Source organism: Pseudomonas sp. NPDC086566 (assembly GCF_050280885.1).
GTDB lineage: Bacteria > Pseudomonadota > Gammaproteobacteria > Pseudomonadales > Pseudomonadaceae > Aquipseudomonas > Aquipseudomonas vlassakiae.
Map to the genome: position 1 here is coordinate 244,244 of NZ_JBNNWD010000008.1, position 20,853 is coordinate 265,096.

Annotated in this window: 19 protein-coding genes; 3 read left to right on the forward strand and 16 right to left on the reverse strand. The window is 62.6% G+C overall.

Annotated elements, in window-relative coordinates:
- Positions 1–8 precede the first annotated feature (8 nt).
- The 13 genes from ACQKPS_RS20030 to ACQKPS_RS20090 form a co-directional block, all read right to left on the reverse strand.
- Positions 9–434, reverse strand: coding sequence for a RidA family protein (locus tag ACQKPS_RS20030; protein WP_027609336.1), 426 nt, complete (start codon positions 432–434; stop codon positions 9–11).
- Positions 427–1,221 (reverse strand): 2-keto-4-pentenoate hydratase, encoded by a 795-nt coding sequence (locus ACQKPS_RS20035; protein WP_427605437.1) that lies wholly within the window; start codon positions 1,219–1,221, stop codon positions 427–429. Before ACQKPS_RS20035 ends, ACQKPS_RS20030 begins: the two co-directional genes overlap by 8 nt.
- Positions 1,218–2,246: a 4-hydroxy-2-oxovalerate aldolase gene (mhpE, locus tag ACQKPS_RS20040; RefSeq protein WP_427605438.1), complete on the reverse strand. Its 1,029-nt coding sequence runs from the start codon at positions 2,244–2,246 to the stop codon at positions 1,218–1,220. Before mhpE ends, ACQKPS_RS20035 begins: the two co-directional genes overlap by 4 nt.
- Positions 2,243–3,175, reverse strand: a complete 933-nt coding sequence (locus ACQKPS_RS20045) for an acetaldehyde dehydrogenase (acetylating) (RefSeq protein WP_427605439.1) — start codon at positions 3,173–3,175, stop codon at positions 2,243–2,245. Before ACQKPS_RS20045 ends, mhpE begins: the two co-directional genes overlap by 4 nt.
- A gap of 10 nt (positions 3,176–3,185) precedes the next feature.
- Positions 3,186–3,995 (reverse strand): 2-keto-4-pentenoate hydratase, encoded by an 810-nt coding sequence (locus tag ACQKPS_RS20050; protein ID WP_427605440.1) that lies wholly within the window; start codon positions 3,993–3,995, stop codon positions 3,186–3,188.
- Positions 3,996–4,010: 15 nt separating this feature from the next.
- Positions 4,011–5,471, reverse strand: a complete 1,461-nt coding sequence (locus ACQKPS_RS20055) for a 2-hydroxymuconic semialdehyde dehydrogenase (RefSeq protein WP_427605441.1) — start codon at positions 5,469–5,471, stop codon at positions 4,011–4,013.
- A gap of 127 nt (positions 5,472–5,598) precedes the next feature.
- Complete coding sequence (locus tag ACQKPS_RS20060; RefSeq protein ID WP_427605442.1) at positions 5,599–6,318, reverse strand: SDR family NAD(P)-dependent oxidoreductase; 720 nt, start codon at positions 6,316–6,318, stop codon at positions 5,599–5,601.
- Positions 6,315–7,550 carry a dienelactone hydrolase family protein gene (locus ACQKPS_RS20065; protein ID WP_254480276.1) on the reverse strand — a complete coding sequence of 412 codons (1,236 nt, stop codon included), beginning with the start codon at positions 7,548–7,550 and terminating at the stop codon, positions 6,315–6,317. The genes ACQKPS_RS20060 and ACQKPS_RS20065 overlap by 4 nt, the downstream gene beginning before the upstream one ends.
- A 94-nt stretch (positions 7,551–7,644) precedes the next feature.
- Positions 7,645–8,988: an OprD family outer membrane porin gene (locus tag ACQKPS_RS20070; protein ID WP_427605443.1), complete on the reverse strand. Its 1,344-nt coding sequence runs from the start codon at positions 8,986–8,988 to the stop codon at positions 7,645–7,647.
- A 129-nt stretch (positions 8,989–9,117) separates the two neighbouring features.
- Positions 9,118–9,432 (reverse strand): Zn-ribbon domain-containing OB-fold protein, encoded by a 315-nt coding sequence (locus ACQKPS_RS20075; protein ID WP_027609345.1) that lies wholly within the window; start codon positions 9,430–9,432, stop codon positions 9,118–9,120.
- Positions 9,420–10,601, reverse strand: a complete 1,182-nt coding sequence (locus ACQKPS_RS20080; RefSeq protein ID WP_254480279.1) for a thiolase family protein — start codon at positions 10,599–10,601, stop codon at positions 9,420–9,422. The genes ACQKPS_RS20075 and ACQKPS_RS20080 overlap by 13 nt, the downstream gene beginning before the upstream one ends.
- Positions 10,598–11,962, reverse strand: coding sequence for an MFS transporter (locus tag ACQKPS_RS20085; RefSeq protein WP_254480280.1), 1,365 nt, complete (start codon positions 11,960–11,962; stop codon positions 10,598–10,600). The genes ACQKPS_RS20080 and ACQKPS_RS20085 overlap by 4 nt, the downstream gene beginning before the upstream one ends.
- 90 nt (positions 11,963–12,052) lie before the next feature.
- Complete coding sequence (locus ACQKPS_RS20090; RefSeq protein ID WP_427605444.1) at positions 12,053–13,666, reverse strand: ATP-dependent acyl-CoA ligase; 1,614 nt, start codon at positions 13,664–13,666, stop codon at positions 12,053–12,055.
- Positions 13,667–13,780: 114 nt separating this feature from the next.
- Between ACQKPS_RS20090 and ACQKPS_RS20095 the strand changes: the two genes are divergently transcribed.
- Complete coding sequence (locus ACQKPS_RS20095; protein WP_427605445.1) at positions 13,781–14,686, forward strand: LysR family transcriptional regulator; 906 nt, start codon at positions 13,781–13,783, stop codon at positions 14,684–14,686.
- Between the two features lie 34 nt (positions 14,687–14,720).
- On the opposite strand, the gene ACQKPS_RS20100 is transcribed toward ACQKPS_RS20095, so the two are convergent.
- Positions 14,721–15,731: a zinc-dependent alcohol dehydrogenase family protein gene (locus ACQKPS_RS20100; RefSeq protein ID WP_427605446.1), complete on the reverse strand. Its 1,011-nt coding sequence runs from the start codon at positions 15,729–15,731 to the stop codon at positions 14,721–14,723.
- 160 nt (positions 15,732–15,891) lie between these two features.
- Here ACQKPS_RS20100 and ACQKPS_RS20105 point away from each other — a divergent pair, with 160 nt between their 5' ends.
- A complete protein-coding gene (locus tag ACQKPS_RS20105; protein ID WP_283722977.1) occupies positions 15,892–16,806 on the forward strand; it encodes a LysR family transcriptional regulator in 915 nt (304 codons plus the stop codon).
- Positions 16,807–16,958: 152 nt separating this feature from the next.
- Entirely contained in the window at positions 16,959–18,458 is a 1,500-nt protein-coding gene (locus tag ACQKPS_RS20110; protein WP_427605447.1) for a sensor domain-containing diguanylate cyclase, read from the forward strand.
- Between the two features lie 65 nt (positions 18,459–18,523).
- Here the strand turns inward: ACQKPS_RS20110 and chrA are convergent, their stop codons facing one another.
- Together chrA and ACQKPS_RS20120 are read right to left on the reverse strand one after the other, a co-directional pair.
- Positions 18,524–19,894 carry a chromate efflux transporter gene (chrA, locus tag ACQKPS_RS20115; protein WP_427605448.1) on the reverse strand — a complete coding sequence of 457 codons (1,371 nt, stop codon included), beginning with the start codon at positions 19,892–19,894 and terminating at the stop codon, positions 18,524–18,526.
- A complete protein-coding gene (locus tag ACQKPS_RS20120) occupies positions 19,887–20,828 on the reverse strand; it encodes a chromate resistance protein ChrB domain-containing protein (RefSeq protein WP_427605449.1) in 942 nt (313 codons plus the stop codon). Before ACQKPS_RS20120 ends, chrA begins: the two co-directional genes overlap by 8 nt.
- Between the last annotated feature and the right edge of the window lie 25 nt (positions 20,829–20,853).

Sequence of the window (20,853 nt, forward strand, 5' to 3'; positions counted from 1 at the left end):
CCAGCGGTTCAGCGACGACGCGGCGCGTACGCTATGGCCTTGATCTCGATACGTAGATGGGGGTGTGGCAACTGGTGTACGGCTACGGTGGTGCGGGTCGGGCCGCTTTCGTCAAAGTATTCGGCGTAGACGTCGTTGTAGCCGCCGAAGTCGTTCATATCGACGAGAAAGCTGCTGATCTCCACCACGTCTGCAAGGCTTGCACCTTCAGCGGCAAGAATGCCGCGCATGTTCTCGATCACTGCGCGGGTCTGCGCCCGAATGTCCAGCCGGGTGGTGCCCATGGCATCCACTTCGACGCCGACAAAACTGTTGTCCGGGCGCCGTGAGCTGGTGCCGGAGACGAACAGGAAGTCACCTGCTCGCTTGATATGCGGGAAGCGCCCGCGCGGTGTGGCCTTGCCGGCGACGACCGTGGCCTTGACGTCACTCATGGCTGTCTCCTCGGTTGTCGCCGCGAACCCTGAAACTGCTCTGCCCCAGGCCCTGGACTTCAACACTGACATGCACGCCTGGGTACAACGCCACCGCCGCACTGGCGGCGCCTGCCATCACCAGGCTACCGGCCGGCAGTTCGAGTTCGGCGGCATGCAGCAGACGCGAGGCTTGCACCAGGCTGCGCAGCGGATTGCCGAGGATTGCGGCAGTGGAGCTGGCCTGAGCCACACGGCCATCCAGGCGCAGCACCACACCGGCATTGTCCAGCCCGGTGAAATCCCGCGACCAAGGGCCGAGGGTGAGGCCCGCCGAGGAACAGTTGTCCGCCACCACATCCTCCAGGCTGAACTTGAACGCCTGGTAGCGTGAATCAATGATCTCCAGCGCGGGGGCCACGGCCTCGACGTAGTCTGCCGCTTCCAGCAGGGTCAGCGGGCGATCGATCACGCGGCGCGTGAGAAAGCAGACCTCCGGCTCGACGCGCGGGTGAATGTAGCGCGCCAGGTCGACCAGGCCGCCGTCCTCTTCCACCATGGTGTTGCTGAGCCACCCCCAGATCAGGCTGTCGACCCCCATTTGCTCCATCTTCGCGCGGCTGGTGAAGCCGAGCTTGATGCCGATGCTGTGCTCACCATCGGCATAACGACGCTGCATGGAGGCGCGCTGGATGCGGTAGGCGTCAGCCAGGGAAAAGGCGGTGCTGCCACTGAACTGCGCCAGTGGTTCGGCGCTTCGCGCCGCCCGGTCAAGGGCTTCGGCGATACGAGCAATATCGGTATTCATGCACGCTTCTCCAGCGATGGCTTCAATAGGTCGAGTGCGACGTCGACGATCATGTCTTCCTGGCCACCGACCATCCGCCGCTTGCCCAGCTCGACGAGGATGTCCACGGCCTTGATGCCATAGCGGGCAGCAGCCACTTCGGCATGGCGCAGGAAGCTCGAATAGACCCCGGCGTAACCCAGGGCCAGGGTTTCACGGTCCACCCGTACCGGGCGGTCCTGCAGCGGGCGCACCAGGTCGTCGGCGGCATCCATCAGCGCGTACAGGTCGGTACCGTGCTGCCAGCCGAGCTTGTCGGCAGCAGCGATGAACACTTCCAGCGGTGCGTTGCCGGCGCCGGCGCCCATGCCGGCGAGGCTGGCGTCGATGCGGTCGCAGCCCTCCTCCACGGCGGCGATGGAGTTGGCCACGCCCAGGCTGAGGTTATGGTGGGCATGGATACCGGTGTGGGTGGCCGGGTCGAGCACGGCCTTCAGCGCGCGAAAACGCGCACGGATATCGTCCATGTTCATCGCCCCGCCCGAGTCCACCACATAGATGCAGGTGGCGCCGTAGCCCTCCATCAACTTGGCCTGCTGCGCCAGCCCTTCAGGCGTTTGCATGTGGCTCATCATCAGGAAGCCGACGGTGTCCATGCCCAGCGTACGGGCATACTCGATGTGCTGGCGCGAAACGTCCGCCTCGGTGCAGTGGGTGGCCACGCGGACAATGCGGGCGCCGGCGTCGTAGGCGTTCTTCAGGTCATGGAGGGTGCCGATCCCTGGCAGCAGCAGCGTGGCGATCCTGGCGTGGTTGACCGCGTCGGCCGCTGCTTCGATCCATTCGAGGTCGGTGTGGGCACCGAAACCGTAGTTGAAACTGGAACCCTGCAGGCCATCGCCATGGGCGACTTCGATGGAATCGACCTTGGCGCGGTCCAGCGCACTGGCAATGGCGCGCACGTCATCCAGCGAATACTGGTGACGAATGGCGTGCATGCCGTCGCGCAGGGTTACGTCACTGATATAGAGCTTCTTGCCGTTCATGCCGAGGCCCCCATTGCTTGCGCCATGCGCTCGGCGGTGGCCAGCGCGGCGGAGGTCATGATGTCGAGATTGCCGGCGTAGGCCGGCAGGTAATGGGCGGCGCCTTCCACTTCAAGGAACACCGAGGTCTTGAGGCCGCTGAAGTTGCCCTGCCCCGGCAGCTTCAGGTTGCGCACCTGTTCGAACTGCACCTGCTGCTTGAGCCGGTAGCCCGGCACGTAGGCCTGTACCGCGGCAGCCATTTCTTCGATGCTCGCCGCTATTCGCTGTTGGTCGGCGGTTTCGCTCAGCACGTACACCGTGTCGCGCATCATCAGCGGCGGCTCGGCGGGGTTCATGATGATGATCGCCTTGCCCTTGGTCGCGCCGCCGATCACTTCGATGGCCTTGCTGGTGGTCTCGGTGAATTCATCGATGTTGGCGCGGGTGCCGGGGCCGGCGGACTTGCTGGCGATCGAGGCAACGATCTCGGCGTAGTGCACCTTGGCTACCCGCGATACCGCCGCGACCATGGGGATGGTCGCCTGGCCGCCGCAGGTGACCATGTTGACGTTGGTCGCCTGCAGGTGCTGCTCGAGGTTGACCACCGGCACGCAATACGGGCCGATGGCCGCCGGGGTCAGGTCGATCATGCGCAGGTCGGCCTTGTGCTGGCGCAGCAAGGCGTCGTTGGCCACGTGGGCACCGGCGCTGGTGGCGTCGAAGACGAAGTCGATGTCGTTGAACACCGGCAGGCGCGTCAGGCCCTGCACGCCTTCGTGGGTGGTGGCCACGCCCAGCCGGGCGGCACGGGCCAGGCCGTCGGAGGCCGGGTCGATGCCGACCATCGCGGCCATCTCCAGGTGCTTGGCGTTGCGCAGGATCTTGATCATCAGGTCGGTGCCGATGTTGCCGGAACCGATGATGGCAACTTTGCGTTTCTGGCTCATTCAGGCCTCCTTACTCGGCTTGCGCAAAGGACGCTGTGACGCGGCCCAAGCCCTGGATCTCAGCGGTAAACACATCGCCCGGGCTCACCGGCACCATTGGCCCCAGGGCACCGGTCAACACCACGTCACCCGCACGCAGTGGCTCGCCGAGACGGACCATGGTGTTGGCCAGCCACAACGCGGCATTCAGGGGGTTATCCAGGCAGGCTGCGCCGGCGCCGACCGATACGGGTTCGCCGCGCAAGTTCAGGCGCATGCCACAATTGACCAGGTCCAGTTGCCCGAGGGGCACCGGCTGGCTGCCGAGCACGAACAGCCCGGACGACGCATTGTCGGCGACGGTATCGAGCAAACTGATGTCCCAGTTGGCAATACGGCTCCCAACGATTTCGATGGCTGGCAAAGCGAAGGCGGTGGCACGGATGATGTCAGCCAGGGTGTGGTGCTCAAGGCACAGGTCGCGCTCCAGAACCAGGGCGATCTCTGCCTCGGCCTTGGGCTGCTGGCAGTCACTCCAGCAAATGGGCTGGCCATCACCTCGCGCCATCTGCGCGAACAGCCGACCGAAGTCTGGCTGGTCCACCCCCAACTGGCGCTGGACCACGCTGGAGGTCAAGCCGATCTTGTGCCCTACCGGGTTCCAGCCAGCGGCAATGTCGGCCGCGTTGTTGTACTGCTGCACGGCGTAAGCCTGCTGGAGTGCGGGTGCCTCCTGCTCGGCGGCCGCACGCTCGATGAGGTCGCGTACTGGCGCGCAGGGCCTGCCCTGTTCACGCGCCTGGCGCAGACACGCTGCTGCTTCGGCGATTGCTGGATGCATGGCGTACTCCTGTCCTTACGGATTGACACAAATGGTGGTGAGCTCTGAATAGAAATCCAGCGAGTGGCGCCCACCTTCGCGGCCAAGCCCGGACAGGCGTGCGCCACCGAAGGGCGTGCGCAGATCACGCAGGAACCAGGTATTGACCCACACCATGCCAACATGGATACGCCGAGAGAAACGGTGGGCCCGCTTCAGGTCGCGGGTCCACAGCGAGGCGGCCAGGCCATAGGCCGAATCATTGACGCGCTGCAGCACGTCTTCATCGCTGTCGAAGGGGGCGATGTGGCAGACCGGGCCGAACACTTCTTCGCGCATGCAGCGTGCGTCATCGGCAAGCCCGGTCCAGATGGTCGGCTGGACAAAAGCCCCGTGGTCGCGCTCATCACCGAATTCCGGCACACCGCCACCACTGACCACCGTGGCGCCCTCGGTCAGCGCCAACTGGAAGTAGCCCAACACCTTGTCGCGGTGCTTATGGGAAATCAGCGAGCCCATGTTCACTCCGTCTTCGTCGGGATAGCCGACTTTCAGCTGTTCGGCACCTGCTTTGAGCGCCGCGACAAAGCGCTGGTAGATCGACCGCTCGACGTAGACCCGCTCGGTGCACAGGCAGACCTGGCCAGAATTGGTGAAACTGGAACGCAGCACACCGGCAACTGCTGCGTCAAAGTCGCAATCGGCGAAAACCACTGCGGCATTCTTGCCACCCAACTCAAAAGACACCTCGCGTACGCCCTCAGCAGCGGCGCGCATGATGGTCGAGCCGGTGCGCGACTCACCGGTGAAGGTAATCGCATCGACATCAGGATGGCGGGTCAGAAACTCACCGGCAGAGGCAGGACCGAAGCCATGCACAAGGTTGAATACCCCTGCCGGCACACCGGCCTCATGCATGACCTCGGCCAGCAACGTAGCGCTGGAAGGGGTATCTTCCGACGGCTTGACCACCACGCAGTTACCACAGGCCAACGCTGGCGCGACTTTCCAGGTAAGCAGCAACAGCGGTAGGTTCCACGGCGAGATGATGGCCACCACGCCGTGCGGCTTACGCACGGTATAACTGAACACATCCGTGCCATCGCCGGTGCGCATTTCAAAGAGTTCGCTACCGCCTTGTCGCACCAACTCCGCGAAGGTGCGGAAGTTCTGCACGCCCCGTGGAACATCCAGGCTGCGTGCCTGATGCACGGGCCGACCGGTATCAGCGACTTCGGCAGCCACGAAGTCTTCAAATCGACGCTCGATGCCGTCGGCGATACGCCCGAGCAACTCGGCTCGCTGGGCAGCACTGAAGCCACTCCAGGGCCCCGACTGGGCGAGTTTCGCCGCTTCGACGGCAGCATTCACTTCATGTTCGCCAGCTTCACACACCTGGCCCAAGACGCGCCCGTTGACCGGCGAGACATTGTCGAACCTACGCTTACTTTCAACGAAAGTTCCCGCAATATAGTGACGAAATAATAGAGTGGACACAGCAACCTCCTCGTATAAAAAAGCAGGCGCAACTATTGGCAAGTTGCAAACTTGTCAGGCATGTTTTCAGCCATTGCGCGCCAACATGAACTTGGCGCAAACAACGAGTTAATCCGAGCTGAGCCGGTCACAAGTAGCGGGCGAAGTCGGCCTGTACCGTTGCCCGATCAACCGCGAGCTTCTGCGCAACCTGCAGTGCCATGGGGTCTGGATAGACTTCAGCAGCACCGCTGGCCAACCCCGTCACGATCGCGTCGGCCACTTCCCGGGGGCTGGCCTTGGCCCCCGCGACGCCCTGGCTCATCGCCGTATCGATCACACCGGGGAGTACGGCCATCACGTGCACCCGGCCGGCCAGCTCGGCCCGAGCGGCCTCGGTCAGGCGCAACGCGGCCGCCTTCGACGCACACAGCGACCCCATTGCTGGCAAGGCCACCCGCGCCAGGATCGACAGGACGTTGACCATGGCGCCCGCTCGCTCGACAAGTGTCGGAGCAAAGGCACGCATCATCGCCAGCGTGGCGAAATAGTTGACGGCCATCTCCTGGGCGGCAGCTTCGGGTTCGTCGGTGCCTAGCAAGCGCTGCTGGCGATTGACGCCAGCGTTGTTCACCAGGATATCGATCCCTACCCGCCCCGCGACCTGTGCCACCTGCTGCGGCTGCGTCACGTCCAGCGGCACGGCTTCGACCTGCGGGTGATCGAACAGCAGACGTTCAGGGTTGCGGCACGCAGCGTAGACACGCCTTGCCCCGGCGGCCAGAAAGGCCTCGATCAAGGCCAGGCCCAGCCCGCCGTTGGCGCCGGTGATCAGCACCTCCTTGCCCATGGCACTGGTAGCGTTCACAGGTGCTCGCTCGTGGCCCAGCGGGCCATCAGGGTGTTCGAAGGCAGCGATTCATCCAGCAATTTCTTGGCCGTTTCGATACCCGCGACCGGCAACCCTTCGGGATCGAGCAGGCCGATCTGGACCAGCACCGACGCCTGGTCCCAGTAGATATGCTCGTGGTAAAGCTTGTCGCCGCGGAAGTTGACCACCGCCACCATAGGGATTTCTACGTATTTGCCGGTGGGTGCTATCCCGGGCAGCATGTAGTCCATTTCGCAGGTGTGGGTGAAGGACATGATGAATTCATCGACGACCTGGTAGGCGCCGACCGTGCGGGAAATCGGAATCATCTTGGTGTCCTCGGGGTTGGCGTGGACAAAGTGATGCTGATAGAAGCGCCCGAGTTGCTGGCTGCCCACCCCACCGGTCAGGGTCGGAATGTGGTTCACGTAAGGCTCGGCGACCATGGTCGCCAGGGTGGCCGGCACGTCTCGGGTAACGAACTCGTGGTGGATGTGCGCGTCCCACAGGTCGGAGAGGTTGTAGGCCGGCCCGATGTACTTCTTCAACGCTGCGATGGTGCGCCCATGGGCCATCAGGGCCGAGGGTTTGTGGAAGTGGTCGCTGCCCAGCCGGGCGAACGCATGGTCGGCCCCTTCGTAGGTATACAGCTCTACGCCTGGGCGGCCACGCAGCCCCTCGGCGATCTGCGCGCGGGTCGCGGCGTCGCACATGCCATCGAGTTCGCCGTGGTGCAGGACCAGCCCGCCGCTCAGGCCATCGGCTTCATCCAGGAACTTCTCGATGCCCATGCCGTAGTAGCCCACCGCGACAGCGACATCGGTACGGGCGGCGGTGAGGTAGGCCAGCTTGCCCCCCAGGCAGTAACCCACGAAGCCCAGGGCTGGCCCGGTGACCTGGTCCAGGGCCCGCAGCGTGTCGAAGGCGGCTGCGATGTCGTCCACGGCCTTGTTCAGGTCCAGTGCGGTGTAGAGGCCCAAGGCCTTGTCGAAGTCAGCGGGGGTGTAGCCCAGGTCGATACCTGGCTCCAACCGCCAGAACAAGTCCGGCACCAGGACCACATAGCCTTCCTCGGCATACATCTGCGCCACCTCGCGCATGTTGGCGTTGACGCCGAAGATCTCCTGGCCCAACACGATGCCGGGGCCTTTGCCTTCTGGCGGCAGCGCCAGATAACCCTTGAAACTTCCAGCCTGGTCTCGCGCCAGAATATCGATGTATTGGCTCATCTCATTGCTCCTTTTACGGTAAGCGGATCAGGTGTTGCCCTGCAGGAATCTTTTGCCGAAGCAGCCGTTGTCGAAGCGCTGCCAACGGCGCGCTTTACAGCAACTTGAAAGGTAATTCGGTGATCAGGCGAATCTCGTCCATGTCACCGCGTGGCTCGGCCGAGTTACCGCGGTGCACGCCGTAGCGCGCCCTCAGGCTGAGGTTTTTTGCCGGCCCGCTTTGCACCACATATTGCAACTCGATATTGCGCTCCCAGTGGCGCCCGCCATCCTGAAAGCCGAGTGATGAGTAGGAACTCTCCGGCACGATATTGGAGCCTTTGCCACCCTGCCCCTGGATGTAACGAATCATGCACCTCAGGCCAGGAACGCCACGCGCGGTGAAGTCATAGTCGTAGCGAACCTGCCATGAGCGATCGTTGGGCGCGTTGAAGTCACTGAGCTGCACGTTGTTCGCCAGGTGTGCCACGGTGGTTTGCCCGTCACGGAACGCCAGGTAGTCGAAGGGCGTGTCACCCTGCACTTTCTGGTAGGCAAGCATGATGGAGTGAGCGCCGAACTTGACGCCCGGGGCCACGGACCAGGTCAGGTTGTCGATGGGCCCGCCATGGGCGGCACCGATGTCGACCGTGCGGTACAGGCTGAAATTCACGGTCGGGGTCAGCCCCTCGACCAGGGCGGGCAAGTAGCGAAACCCCAGGTAATCCTGGCGCCAAAGGTCTTCGGCACGTTGCGTGCCGAGGTAGCCTCTGACTGCGCCCTGCTCGTAGTTAAGGCTCAGATAATCGACCGTGTCCGTCTGCGTGGCGCCATACAGCGAGCGCAACGTGCTGTCGTTGCGGTTCTCCGACGGCGCCTTGCCGGCAGTGATGTGGGCGGCATCGAAGGTCAGCGGCTGCAGGTCGCGGCTGGTGAGCTGCCATGCCGTCACCGTTTGCGGCAACAGGCGCCCGGAGCCACCGTCGGTCATGAATACCGGGGACGTGCGCAATTCCATGGACCCGTACCTGAGCACCGTTTCAGCGACCTTGAGCTTGAGCGCACCACCGCCCACGCTGTACTCATCCGCCACCTCACCGTCGTTCCTGACGTGCAGCAGGTTGGTGCCAGTCCTGCCACGGCCACTGTCCAGTTTCAGCCCGCCGAACACATGCGCGTCGAACCCCAGGCCGACAAGGCCAGGCGTGAATGCGGAGGTGTAGTCAAGGGTCAAGCCTTGGGCCCACTCGGCGCGATAACCGTTGACGGTGCCGGGCCGGCGGTTGGCCCCGCCATTGCGAAAGTCGCGGTTGAGGTAAAAGTTGCGGGTAACACCGGTCAGGGCACCCTGTTGCAAATACCGTGCGGCATCGGCCCATGGGTCATCCGCCAAGGCCTGCTGGCAGGCCAGTGCCAGCCCCAGGCTGGACGCGAGCCGGTAATCGATTGCTGAAGGCATAACCACACTCCTGGGTACACGTGTACACCACGCGCAAGGCCTTGGGGCCGTGCATGGTCAGTGGTTGAATGGCTGAGCGCTGGCCGACGGCGCCCGCTTCGGCGGACGAAGTCGGCTCGACCGTTTGGGTTACACGTCGCGGCAGGCCGGTTGGGCTACGATTCGCCGGTGCTCATCGATGGCGACGTCGACCAGGGTGCCGGGGGGCAATGGCCCTGCGGTCTGGGCAATGACCACGGGGCCTTCGAGCAGCTCGACACTGGCCAGGTGCAGCTGCTCTGCGCCAGCCATGCCGACCCGCGCGCGCACCACGGTGGCCTGGGCAACCCGACCGACCTGGGCAGAGACTTCCTGCCACTGCGCCTCACCGCAGCGCGGGCAGCTGTAACGCGGCGGGAAACTGGCCTGGCCGCAACCGACACATTGCTGGATCATGAACGCCATGCCACACCCCCTTGCCACCGTTCGAGCACCACCGCGTTGGCGCACATGCCGTAGCGGTACTGGACCATGCCATAGCCGGTCACCACCGCCAGGCGCGCATCGCTGACCTGGCGTTGACCGGCGTCGCCAAGCAGCTGGGTAATGGCTTCGACCAGCCCATGCATGCCCCCCGCCGCACCCGCCTGGCCGACCGAGAGCTGCCCGCCAGAGGTATTGACCGGCAGTTCGAAACGGCCTATCCGCCGCAGCACTCGCCGGTAATCGTCATCGGGGACGAAGCCCAGGTCGGCGAGCTGGATCAGGGCCATGACCGGATAGTCGTCATACACGCACGCCAGGTCCATGGCCTCAGGCCCGGTATTGGCGCGGTCCCACAGCGTGTCGGCAATCTTTGCCAACGGCGTCTGCAAGCCGTCGCCGGCCTGGTGGTCATCGTTGTGCAGCGCCTTTACGGCGCGCACCGCCACGTTGACTGTGTTGCGGGCGAGGTCGGCGCGGGTCAGCAGGATGGCGTTGGCGCCATTGACTACCGGCACACAGTCAAACCGGCACAGCGGGTCGGCCACCAGGGGCGCTTCAAGGTACTGCCCGAGGGTCAGCGGCTCTCGGTAAACCGCCAGCGGGTTACGCTGCGCCCAGGCTCGCTGGGCAATGCACAGCTGTGCATAGTCTTCGCGGCCAAGGCCGGTGCGTTGCGCATGACGCTGGGTGAGCATCGCGAACACCCCATTGGGCCCGCCGTGCTGAAGCGGCTTGAGGTACTCCTCGGTGGTGCGGTTGTAATGGTCGACCAGGGTCCTGAAATCCTCCGGGGTGAACGTGTCACCGGCCACCAGCACGATCACGTTGGCATCACCGTGCTGGATGGCACGCACGGCATGCTGCAGCATATTGATCGCACTGGCCCCGCCATTGCGGTCATCCATGCACCAGGTCAGGGTCAGCCCGAGGCGCCATGCCAGATCGATGGCGTTGTCCGGCCGGTGGGTGAACGATGCCACGCCCAGGCCATCGACCTCATGCGCCGCCACGCCTGCCTGGCGCAGCAATTGCTGCACCGCCCTGCCGAGCAGTTGCGACGTCGACTCGCCCGTGCCGCGCCGGTTGTAAGGTACCTCCAGGGCCCCGGCGATCAGCGCCACGGCGTCATTGCTTGCTGACCGGTTCATGACCGCCCTCCCTTGGCCCGCACGCGGGTCTCCTTGGTGAAACACAGAGAGATGACCGTGACCAGCCCCAACGCCATCATCATCAGCGACACTGGCCAACTGGCCTGGTAATGCGCCAGCAATGCGGTCGCGATCATTGGCGACAGGCCACCGGAGAACACCGAGGCGACTTCGTGCCCCAGCGCCATGCCGGAATAGCGCACTTCAGTGCTGAACAGCTCCCCCATGAGGCTGGGCTGGGTACCGATCATGGCGCCATGGCAGATGGCATTGCCGATCACAAAGGCCAGCCAGATCCAGGCAGGCTCCCGGGTCTCGAGCAACCAGAAGAATGGAAATGCCATCAGCACCATCCCTACCGCGCCCACCATGTACACCGGCTTGCGACCCACGCGGTCCGACAGGCGCCCCCAGAACAACATGGTCACCAGTTCCACGCAGGTGGATACCGTGACCCCCGCCAGCATCACGCTATTGGGCACGCCGAGAAACTTGCCGTAGACCAGGGCGAACGCCAGCATGAGGTAGGAGCCGCCGTTTTCAGCCACCCGCAAGCCCATGGCCATCAGCACTTCGCGCGGATGTTTGCGCAGCACATCCAGCACCGGCATGTGCGACGTCTTGCCGGTGGCCTCGGCGCGCTGGAAATCCTGGCTTTCGGGCAGGGAACGGCGGATGTAAACGCCCAGGCCGAATATGACGATCGAGACAAGGAAGGGAATGCGCCAGCCCCAGCTGTGGAAATCCTGCTCCGGCAACAGCTGGACCACATAGAACGCCCCTGCGGACAAGACAAACCCACCGCCCACTCCGATCTGACTGATCGACGCATAGAAGCCGCGGCGCTCGGGCGGTGCCGACTCGCTGATCATCAGCACGCCACCGCCCCACTCGCCGCCTGCCGCGATGCCCTGCAGGACACGTAACAGCAGCAACAACACAGGTGCCCACACCCCCGCCTGAGCGTAGGTGGGCAGCAGCCCGATCAGGAAGGTTGCGCCGCCCATGATCGAAAGCGTCAATACCAAGGCTTTCTTGCGCCCGTACTTGTCGCCGATATGGCCAAAGATCACCCCACCGAAAGGCCGGGCGAGAAAACCCAGGGCGAACCCGGCCAGGGCTGCGATCGTACCGACCAGCGGATCAGTGCCCTTGGGGAAAAACAGCTCTCCGAAGATGAGCGCCGCCGCGGTGCTGTAGAGAAAGAAGTCGTACCACTCCAGTGCATTGCCTGTGACCGAAGCCAAGACGATCTTGCGAAAGGTTTTGCTGTTGATCGGTGCGCGGTTATCAACCTCTGCGCCAACATGACTCTGCGCTGACTGGGTGTCAGAAAGTTCAAGCGAATGCGTGCCCGTCATGGCGGTCTCCGTCAATGACTGAATAATTATGAACGCTGTTGTTATTGTTGTTGCATCGTTTGTTATTGCACGGCAGTCAAAGCCAAGTAATCAGGCGCGTTTAAGCCTATAACCGGAGCACTCTAGATCCCACGCAGTGGCGGTGATACCGAGTGCCCTCAATTTATATTTCTGCACTTTGCCGTTTTCGGTTTTCGGCAATTCCACAACAAAGTCCAAATAACGCGGCACGGCGAAGTACGCCAGCCGGGATTCACAATATTGCGTCAGTTCCAGTGGGTCGAGCCGCGCGCCTGCCTTGATGACGATCGCAGCCATGACTTCATCTTCGGCCAGCTCCGACTTCACCGCATAGACCGCTGCCAGTTCCACTGCCGGGTGGCTCAACAGCACCTGCTCCACCTCAAAAGACGAGATGTTCTCGCCGCGGCGCCGGATCGTGTCCTTCAAGCGGTCGACAAAGCGGAAATAACCATCGCCATCGCGCACCACACGGTCGCCGGTGTGATACCACAGGTTGCGCCAGGCTTCGACGGTCTTTTCCGGCATACCGAAGTAACCGCAGGCGAAGGCGAAGGGCTGCTCGGCGCGCAGCACCAGCTCTCCCGGCTCGCCATCGGCCACCGGCCGATCCTGGCTGTCCACCACGCGGGCACTGAAGCCTTGGGCCAGTCGGCCCATTAAACCAGGCCGCTGCAGCGCCAGTGGCCCGCCAATAACGGCATTGGTTTCGGTGGCGCCATACCCATCGATCAGGCCGATACCGGTGCGTTGGATAAATGGCGCGTGGAACTGCTCCGGTACCCCTGGCGCCAGCGCGACACGCACGTTGTGGGCGTGCTCTTGCCCATGCTGCGGGCGGCTGAGGAGGATAGGCACCATGGCGCCCAGCAGGTAGGTCACCGTCGCCCCTGTCTGCGCCAGCGCCTGGTAGAAGCCGCTGGCGGAAAAGCGTTTGTCCACCACCAACTGGGCGTCGTGCAGCAATGCCTGGAAAAACGCGTTCAACGCATTGGTATGGAACAACGGCAGGCAGGTGTACAGCACATCGCCGGGCACCACCTGCAGGTCGCCACCGGTATTGATGCCCCACCAGTAGAACTGCGCGTGAGGACAGATCACCCCCTTGGACAGCCCGGAGGTGCCGGACGTGTAGAGGATGACCAGCGGGTCGCCATCCTCCAGCACGGCAGGTGCAGCCTTGGACGCACTGGCAGGCGGCATCGACTGCACGCTCAGACGCCCCTGCCATAGCGCGTCAACAGCGCACCGGGGCGAAACGACCCACAGGGTTTCGACAGCAAGCGTTGTGTAATCCTGTGCCGCGAGCACCTCCAGGTGGGCTTCTTCACTGACCAGCAAGCGCGCCCCGCTATTGGCCAGCACATGATTGAGCTGCATGCCGCGGCAGGCCGTGTTGACAGGCACCGCAATCGCACCCAGCCAGCCGCACGCCAACAGCACCTCAAGGAACTCGGCGCGGTTGGCGCACATCAGCGCGACTCGGTCGCCACGTTGAATGCCATGTTCCACCAACGTTGCCGCACGCCTGGCTATGGCATCGACAAGTTGCGCCGCGGTCCAGGTGCAACTGCGGTCGGAAAAAAGTGCAGTATCAGGGCTGCGTTCAATACGCTTGGACAACAACACCGGAAGTGTAAGTGCGCCGCCACTTGCTAGTTGCTTGCAAAAACTTTCGTCCATTACCCAACGCCTCGAATTGTTGTATCACCTCGTTGTTGTTCCGAAGTCTATGAACCTGTAATCTATAAGTCAAATTCATGACTATTATATAGTTAATAAACGGGATTTATTCGAATGCGCCATTTGAATGACGTTGATCTGAACTTGCTCAGGGTGTTCCAGGCCATCATGGAGGAACGCAGCCTGACCCTCGCGGCGGGTCGCCTGGCGATCACACAACCGGCGGTCAGTTATGCCTTGGGGCGACTTCGCAAGCTGTTCGATGACGCGCTGTTCGTGCGCACGCCGGAAGGCATGATGCCGACCCAGACCGCCGAGCGCATCGCCCTGCCGATCGGGCGGGCACTGACGGCCGTACGCGACGCCCTGAATGAAACCGAACCTTTCGAGCCTGGCACCAGCGACCGAGAGTTTCGTTTGTGCATGTCGGACATTGGCGAACAGGTTTTCCTGCCGGCACTGTGCGAACGGCTTCAGACCCTCGCGCCGCGGATCAAGCTGTCCTCCGAACTGGTACCTGTCGCCCTGGTGGTCGAGCGCATGCGCATGGGGCAGCTGGACTTTGCCATCGGCAACCTGCCAACGCTGAAGACGACCACCCGCTACACATCGCTGTTTCATGAGCAGTACGCCTGCATGACGCGCAAACGCGAGGGGCTTCCAGCAGATAAGATCAGCGTGGAACAGTTCCTTGCCCTCTCCCACGTCAGCATCACCTCCACCGACAGCAGCCACGTGGCCATCGAGGACAACCTGGCTTCCCGCGGCCTGAACCGCCACATCGCGCTGAGGGTTCCGCACTTCACCGTGGTGCCGCAGATCCTCAGGCATACCGGCTGGATGGTCACCCTCCCCGAAGGCGTCGCCCGGGCGCTGAACCACTCCGAAGATTTCGTCATCTACCCCCTGCCGGTGGAGATGCCGGGCGTCGAATCCACGGTTCACTGGCATGCTGCCTACGATGCCGATGCCGGCAATCGGTGGTTCAGGACATTTCTGTTCGAAACCTTGCGCAGGTAAGGTGAGGTTTACCTGCGCGGCGGGGTCCACTGGGTCAGGAGACCTTGATGACGACTTTGCCGAAGGCGCCCCTTGCCAGGTGTTCGAACGCCTGGTGCACCTCGTTGAACGAATAGACCCGATCGATCACTGGGCGAATCGCGTGCTCGTTGAGGAATGCGTTCATGCGGTCAAACGATGAACGCGGCGCCACGGCGATGCCACGGATCGTGGTCTGGCGAAAGATAAGCGGCATGAGGGCCAGTGATGTGGATTGACCGGTCAGAAAACCAATCTGGGCGATTTTGCCCGCGGCCTTGGTTGCCAGAACAGACTGGTTCAGGCCCTCCCCACCTGCCACATCCAGAAGCAAGTCGACGCCTTTGCCAGCGGTGAGCTTGAGGACTTCCTCATGCCAGCGCGGGTAGGTCCGATAGTTGATGCCTGCCACCGCGCCGAGCTTTTTCACCGCCTCCAGGTTCGCATCGCTGCTGGAGGTGACGATCACTTTGGCTCCCAGTGCAGTTGCCAACTGAACAGCAAAGATCGATACCCCGCCCGTGCCCTGCACCAGCACCGTCTGGCCAGGCTGGAGCTGGCCGTAGTCAACCAACGAATACCATGCGGTCAGTGCAGCAATCGGCAGCGTTGACGCTTCTTCGTCGGACAGGTTGTCTGGCGCCCGTACCGCGCTTTGCTCATCAATGATCATGAATTCGGCCAGGCCACCTGGCAGCGGCATGCCGAAGCAGTAGGCCGGTTCATCAGGCCCTGGCTCGCCGTCGATCCAGCGCGAGTAAAGATGCGAATTGACACGGTCGCCCACTTTGAACCTGCTGACGCCTTCCCCTACGGCAACCACTGTGCCCGAGGCATCGCTGACCGGAATCAATGGCTTGGGTACCAGGTGAGGTTCGTAAAAGCCATCGACGATGGCCTTGTCACGATAGTTGAGCGAAACGGCGCCGATCTTGACCAGCAACTCGCCTGCTTTGGGGGTGGGTGTATCGACTTCGCCGAGTGCCAGATTATCCAGCCCGAAATCGTTCAAAAGCCATGCTTTCATGTGCCTGTCTCCAGTTGGTGTGTGCCAATGGCGACATCTTCCCAACGAAGGGAGGCTCAATAAATGCCACGCCAGGCAAAGGATTGTTATTTCAAGAGGCAACAATCATACTTTGCACATCAGCCAAACCGGCAACAAACAATCGACCTGAGAAGACGCGATGGAACTGCTCCAGTCCATGCAAGTGTTCACCCGGCTAGCCGAACTCGGCAGTTTTACCCGCGCAGCGGACGCCATGCAGATTGGCCGCCCGCAAGTCACCCGGGCAATCCAGGCATTGGAAACCTCGCTTGGGGTGAGGCTGTTCCAACGCACCACCCGTGCAGTCAGGCTCACCCCCGAGGGAGAAAAGTACTACGCGCGCGCTACGCAGATTCTCGCAGACGTGGCGGCTGCTTCGACGATGTTCTCGTCGCCCGGTTCGACCTTGCGCGGCCGACTGCGGGTTGATATCCCAACCGCGTTTTCGCAGCCTGCGCTCATAGAGGGATTGAAAGCTTTTTCAGATTTGCATCCTGCCATCGAGTTGGCGCTTGGGGTCACGGACAGGACCGTCGACCTTGTCGCAGAAGGCGTAGACTGCGTGCTGCGAATCGGGCCATTGCCCAGCTCCAGCCTGGTGGCCGCCCGTATCGGCATGGCTACCATGGTGACGTGCGCAGCGCCGCGCTACCTGCGCGAACATGGCGAGCCGAAAAGCCTGGAGGAGCTGAGCGCGCACCTCGGCGTGACCTTTATTTCCGGGCAGAACCAACGCCCACTGGCGTGGCACTTCATGGATGGCGGCCAGGAGCATTCCTACATCAGCCGTCAGGGCGTCACGGTCAACGAATCCAATGCCTATGTTCAATGTGGCGTAGCGGGCTTCGGCTTGCTTCAGGCCCCAGGCATCGTGCTGGACCGCTTTCTGGCGGACGGCACGCTGACAGAGGTGCTGCAAGCCTACCGTCCGCCGCCCAGACCCGTATCAGTGCTGTACCCCAGCCGATCGCACCTGGCGCCGCAGGTCGAGGCGTTTGTTTGCTGGGTGCGTGAACAATTGCCCAGACTGTATGGGCAGTGGCTGGAGAATTAGCCAGCCCATCGAGATGCACCAACACGTTGTATAACTGCTGCGGTTCGCTTCGACTCCACGGTATTCTTGCTCCATGCCAGGAATGGCTATGTGCCATGGCCTTGCGCCATTGAGCGCCAACGTCGAAATCCGGACTTCTCTCAGGTACTAACGTGAAGCGTGACATTCACCTCGTTGTCCTTTTGCTAACGGTCATTGGTTGCTCGCTCGCTTCGTTGACGCTATGGAAGGTCATGGCTTCTCGTGAACAGGCACTGGAAGACATCAACACCCATGGCCTGAACCTCACCCAGGCGCTTTCCACCTATTCCGAAGGCATCGTACGGCAAAGTTCGATGATCCTGCTCGGCCTGGTGGAACGCCTGGAAACCGAAGGCAGCGGGCCGGCGCAGATCGAACGGCTGAGCCAGCTGATCAACCGGCAACAACCGCTGATGCCACAGATGAGCGGCATCACCATCTACGGGCAGGACGGGCGCTGGCTGATGTCGTCCAACCGCCCGATCCCGGTCGGTGCCAACAGCAGTGACCGGGCCTACTTCATCCATCACCGCGACGACCCTTCGCGCGAGTCGTTCATCGGTCCGCCCATCCGCAGCCGCGCCAACCAGGAATGGGTCATTACCATCAGTCGTCGCTTCAATGATGCCAACGGCGATTTTGCCGGCGTGGTGGCAGTCACGCTGGGGATCGAGAACTTTCTGCACCTGTTCGGCCAGATCGACGTCGGCCGGGATGGTGCCATCGGGCTGACCTATACCGACGGCACAATGCTGGTGCGCTACCCGTTTCGCGAGCAAGACATGGGGCGCAACTTCTCCCAGTCGCCGATCTACACCAAGTACCTGGTCGACAAAACGGTCGGTACCGCCTCGTTCACCTCCAGCCTGGACGGTGTCGAGCGCCTGTATGCGTTTCGCAAGAGCGACCAGCTGCCGCTGGTGACCACCGTCGCATTGGGGCAACGCGAGGCACTGGCAGCCTGGCAACTGGAGGCGCAACTGTCGGTGCTGGTGGTGTGCGTACTGCTGGGCCTGACCGGCGCCATCGGCTGGCTGCTGATCCGCGCCATGCGCCGACGCAACCTGGCCGAGGATGATCTGCGGGTGGCCCAGCAACAGCTGCTCGACAGCAATCAGCAGCTTGAACGCCTGGCCATGCACGACCCCTTGACCGGGCTGGCCAACCGCCGCAGTTTCGACCAGGCCCTGGCCCAGGAAGCAGGCAGGGCCCAGCGCAGCGCCGGCCCGCTGAGCCTGCTGATGATCGATATCGACCACTTCAAACGCTACAACGACACCTATGGCCACCCGGCGGGTGATGCCTGCCTGCAACAGGTGGCCAAGCGGCTGGCGGCCTGCATGCGTCGCCCGCCCGATCTGCTGGCCCGTTATGGCGGCGAGGAACTTGCGGCGATCCTGCCTGGCACCGACAGCGCTGGCGCGGCCATTGTCGCCCAGGCCATGCTCGAATGCCTGAGCAAGGAGCCTATCGCTCACCAGCAAAGCCCTTTTGCCCGGGTGACCGTAAGCATTGGCATCGCCTGCACCCAGGGTGGTGAACTGCACAGCTACCAAGACCTGCTCGTGCGCGCCGACCAGGCGCTGTACCAGGCCAAAGGTGCAGGCCGCAATGGTGTGCACATCGGCTGAAACCGGCAGCCGAAGTCAACGGCTCGCCGGTCAGCGAGAGAGCAAGCCTGGCTCGGCTGCCGGTTTCACAGGCGCAACAGGTGCACCGTCAAGCCTGCCAGTGCGCAGGCGAACAGCACCTGGATCACCCCGCGCCTGAACCTGAACAAAGCAATCGCAGCGCTGAGCGCAATCACTGCGGACGGCCAGTCGAACGCTCCATTGAAGCCCGTTGGCCAAAGCACGTGGTAGCCGAAGAACAGGGCGAGGTTGAGGATCACCCCCACAACAGCCGCCGTGATGCCTGTCAGCGGTGCGGTGAACTTCATCTCGTTGTGGGTCGATTCCACCACCGGGCCTCCGGCAAGGATGAAGATGAACGACGGCAGGAAGGTGAACCAGGTGACGAGGCTCGCCGCGACTGCACCGGCAAGGAACGGGTGCTGCGCACCGAACATCGGATGCACGTACCCACCGATGAATCCGACGAAGGCAACCACCATGATCAGTGGCCCTGGCGTCGTTTCTCCCAAGGCGAGGCCATCGATCATCTGGGTTGGGGTCAACCAGCCATAATGCCCAACCGCTCCCTGATAAACATAGGGCAGCACCGCGTAGGCACCGCCAAAGGTCATCAGGGCGGCCTTGGTAAAGAACCAGCCCATCTGCGTCAGGGTGCCATCCCAGCCAAACGACAGCGTCAGCAGCCCCATAGGCACGAACCAGAGCCCGGCCCCCATCAGCAGCAGGCGTACCAGGTGCGCCCATCTGAAACGTGCATGTTCCGGGGTTGGGGTGTCGTCATCGATCAGCGCCGGGCCATAACTGTCTTTTGCCGCACCATGACCGCCACCGATCACGAATTTGCCCGGGGCGAAGCGACCACCCACATAGCCGATGATGCCGGCCACCAGCACGATCAGCGGGAACGGCACGTTGAGCGCGAAGATCGCCACGAACGAGGCGCCGGCCATGGCCCACAGCCAGCCATTCTTCAGGGCTCGTGAACCGATCCGGTGGGCGGCATGGACGACGATCGCGGTGACCGCGGGCTTGATGCCATAGAAGATCCCTGCAACGACCGGCACCTCGCCAAAGGCAACGTAGACCCAGGACAGGCCGATCAAAATGAACAGCGAAGGCAGCACGAACAATGCGCCGGCAATCACCCCGCCCCAGCTACGGTGCATGAGCCAACCGATATAGGTGGCGAGCTGCTGGGCCTCGGGGCCGGGCAACAGCATGCAGTAGTTCAGCGCGTGCAGAAAGCGCTTCTCGCTGATCCAGCGCCTGCGTTCGACCAACTCCTGGTGCATGATCGAGATCTGCCCGGCAGGCCCGCCAAAGCTGATGAAGCCTAACTTGAGCCAGAACAGGAAGGCTTCATACAGGCCGATCGGCTGCCGGGTCGCTTGCGATGGCGGCTGCTCGCTGACTGCTGTAGGGGTGTCAACCATTTTGCGATTCCTCACTTGCAAAAGCCGTCAGCAGGCCATCGAAGATGCCCCCGGCGGCCACGGTCAGTTGATCGTCATCGTCAATGCTCGCTCTCAAGCCTGCGAGGACACGCTCGATACCGGGTGCCTCGGCAGGTTGATTGCCGCCTGCATCCAGGTAGTGAATGACGCCGGCCAGGCGTGCCAGGCCTGGCTGCTGCACGGCAAAGCTCTCGATGAGGGTTTCGAAGGAAACCCGCTGGCCCACGTGGCTGAACCTGGCCCCATCAAAATCGAAGCCCAGTGCATCGCTCGGGCAGTCGCCGGGATGGTTCAACCAGATGAACCGGGCGTCAGCGTCGATGAAGCGACGGATCAGCCAGGCACAGGCCAACCGATCCACCCATGGGCGTTTTCGGGTTGCCCATCGTCGTCCCTGGTAGTCGCTGCGACTGAGTCGAGTGATGACTTCGTCGTGCGCACGCGGCTCATCGGCGGACAGTGCCCGGCTGATGGCGGTCTCTAACTCTTGCAGTGCCGAATCGGCTTGGGCCTTGATCAGGCCCGGGAAGAAATCGATCGCTGCCAGCTGGCCGAAAGCCTTTCTGAGCTTGCGTGCCTGCCGTGTAATGTGAAGCGCATTATCCGCCGTCAGCTCAGCCCGGCTGGCGGCAACGTCTTCCATCAGCCTGGCGTACTCATCGCCCCTGTCGAACAGCCCGCTGAAGCGTTCCTCAGGTTCAGACAGCGAGAACAGGAACGCTGTGCCGTTGCTGGCCAGCACATCACGTTCCACGGCTTCAAAGGTTTCTCGGCCCACGTGACTTTCTGGCAGCAGGTATACGCCATCGCGCAGCACTGCTGCGCCAGAGGCTTTAAGGGTTCTCCAGGCACGCATTCGCTCGGTGGCGTTGGCCGTCGGCAACCCAAGTATCAATAGCGACCACTTGATCATGTAGAGTATTCAACAAAAAATGTAT